The sequence below is a fragment of the Treponema endosymbiont of Eucomonympha sp. genome, from assembly GCF_001028545.1.
This window is the reverse complement of the sequence record NZ_BBPW01000104.1, coordinates 1-2491: the sequence shown is the minus strand read 5'-3', so window position 1 is coordinate 2491 and position 2491 is coordinate 1. Positions and strand designations below refer to the sequence as shown.

The 2491-nt window shown below is 63.7% G+C and carries 4 protein-coding genes; 2 read left to right on the top strand and 2 right to left on the bottom strand.

Annotation, left to right across the window (positions count from 1 at the left end; translation table 11 throughout):
• A partial coding sequence (locus tag AWU74_RS04930) for a ketoacyl-ACP synthase III (RefSeq protein WP_062328215.1) occupies window positions 1–695 on the bottom strand: 695 nt, incomplete at its 3' end.
• Window positions 696–718: 23 nt separating this feature from the next.
• Here AWU74_RS04930 and AWU74_RS13200 point away from each other — a divergent pair.
• Complete coding sequence (locus AWU74_RS13200) at window positions 719–841, top strand: hypothetical protein (RefSeq protein WP_306700996.1); 123 nt, start codon at window positions 719–721, stop codon at window positions 839–841.
• Between the two features lie 125 nt (window positions 842–966).
• On the top strand, window positions 967–1887 hold the full coding sequence (locus AWU74_RS04925) for a nucleotidyltransferase family protein (protein WP_062328212.1): 921 nt from the start codon (window positions 967–969) through the stop codon (window positions 1885–1887).
• Between the two features lie 126 nt (window positions 1888–2013).
• Here AWU74_RS04925 and AWU74_RS04920 read toward each other — a convergent pair whose 3' ends face one another.
• A complete protein-coding gene (locus AWU74_RS04920) occupies window positions 2014–2412 on the bottom strand; it encodes an IS5 family transposase (protein ID WP_306700998.1) in 399 nt (132 codons plus the stop codon).
• Window positions 2413–2491 lie beyond the last annotated feature (79 nt).

Sequence of the window (2491 nt, the reverse complement as noted above, 5' to 3'; positions counted from 1 at the left end):
ATGTTACCGCCGATGATTTCACCCGCGAACGGGTATACGGCTTTGCCGTCGATTGGCGGGGCCTGCCGTTCGTCAACATACAGGTACGCGCCACCCGCCCCGTCGGAGCCGACCAGTGCGCCGCCGATTCCCCGCCGCTTTCCGTCCGCCGAGAGCGGCTCCAGCGCACCGGCGGCGGCAGTGTTTTCCAGCAGCACAGCGCCCGCGCCGTCGCCGAACAGCACGCAGGTTGCCCGGTCGCTCCAGTCTACGATTCGGCTGAGTGTTTCGGACGCGCACACCAGCGCGTACCGCCAGTTGTTGTGCTCCAGCAGCGCCGCCGCCGTCTGCAGCGCGTTGATGAACCCCGTGCAGGCTGAAGACAGGTCGAACGCGCCCGCGTTTGCCGCGCCGATTTTGTCCTGAATGAGGCACGCCGCCGCGGGGCACCCGGAAAACTCCGGCGTAATCGTCGCGCACACCACCAGCGCGAGGTCTTCCGCCCGCACCGGCGTTTCCGAACGGGCGAGCGCGGCGCGGCAGGCTTCGGCGCCCAGCGAAGAGGCGGTTTCGCCCTCGCCCGCGATATAGCGCCCCTCAATGCCGGTGTGCGTCCGAATCCACTCGTCGGAGGTATCGAGTTCCTTCCCCAGCTCGCCGTTCGACACGTACCGCTTTGGAAGGGCTTTGCCGGTTCCCCGTATCACTATCGCCATGGCAGCTCCTTCGCTGTCCTTGAATGACAAATAAACATGTTTTGTCATTCAAGGACAGCATAGCGGGTATAAACCCGAATGTCAAGCGTCTAGACGCGCAAGCCGCTTCTCCGCTTCGCCGAATGACGGCGGACATTCGCGGCTAGCACTGTTTCAAGGCAAATGGGCAGCCGAATAGACCGGCGCAATAGTTCAGGGCGCAGGCGCAGCCGTTCAGCAGGCGCGCGCATTCCCCGATAATCCCAGAAAAGACTGGCGACTGGAGGGCATTATGGCAAAACCCATTCTGGCGGTGCTGGCGGCGGGCATGGGCAGCCGCTACGGCGGGCTGAAGCAACTGGACCGGGTCAGGGAGCACGGGGAAGCGCTGCTGGATTTCTCCGTGTTCGACGCGCTCCGCTCCGGCTTCGGGAAAGCCGTGTTTATCGTCAGGCGCGACCTTGAAGCCGACTTCCGCGAACTGGTGCTGAAGCGCATAGGCGGCAGCATCGAGTGCGCGCTCGCGTTTCAGGAGCGCGAAAGCCTCATTCCCGGCGGCGTCGCGCGGGAAGCCGAGCGGCTCGGCAGGACGAAACCCTGGGGGACGACGCACGCCCTGCTCTGCGCCGAGCGCGAGCTTGACGCGCCGTTCGCGGTTATCAACGCCGACGATTTTTACGGGCGCGAGGCGTTTGCGGCTATGGGCGCGTACCTCCGCTCGCCGGAGGCGCGTGACGGCGCAATCGTGCCGTACCGGCTCGAACGGACGCTGAGCGACGAGGGGACGGTGTCACGCGGTGTGTGCGAAATCGCGGGCGGCTATCTCGCGTCCGTCGAGGAGCACCTGTCGCTCGCGCGGGAAGGCGGCGCGGTGTACAGCACGGCGCCCGGCGGCGCGAAGACCGCGCTCCCCCCCGACACGCCGGTGTCTATGAACTTCTGGGGCTTCCCCGCGGGCATATTCCCCGCGCTGCACCGGTATTTCGGCGAGTTCCTGCAGGCGCAGGGAGCAGACCCGAAGAGCGAGTGCTACCTTCCGCGCGCCGCGGACTGGCTTATCAGGCGCGGGCTGCTCAGATTCCGCGCGCTTGAAGCGGACGCCGAGTGGTTCGGCATGACGTATAAGGCGGATAAGGCGGCGGCGGCTCGCCGCGTCAAAGAGCTGACCGCGGCGGGCGCGTATCCGGCGCGGCTGTGGGAGCGTTCGGCGTAAGCCGAACGGCGCAGTACAGAAGCAGCGTACTGAACAGGAAGCCGACCCCTGCACGGACAGGCGTGAAACACACACTCGAACAGAACAGTGCCTCTGTCCTGCCCTAGGTAGTGTCTCTGTTCTGCCCTAGGTAGTGTGGACTGGAAGGTAGAGGAATAAACACCTGACATGAATGGCGGCGATGAAGGAAGCGGTGAGCTTTGCGTAGCGCGTAGCGATTCCGCGCCAGCGTTTGAGGGCGCGGAAGACGTTTTCAATGACGTGCCGCGCCCGATACAGTTCATGACTGTACGCTCTTTGCTCTTTCCGGCTTTTAACCGGAGGGATGACTGCTGTTATATCCGCTTCCTTAAGCATGTCGAGCAGTTCGTTCGTGTCATACGCCTTGTCCGCAAGGAACGCTTCCGCCTCCAAATCCTCCATAAGGAGAGGCGCTTGGCTACAGTCCGCGACAGTACCGCTTGTCACAATGCCGCCTGCCGGTATCCCATACTCGTCGACTACCAAGTGCAATTTGCTGTTCAGCCCCCTTTTGTGCGGCTAATATCCTGAGTGCCGCCTTGTGCCCCGCACGCGTCCGCGTGTGCCTTGATATACGTCGAAT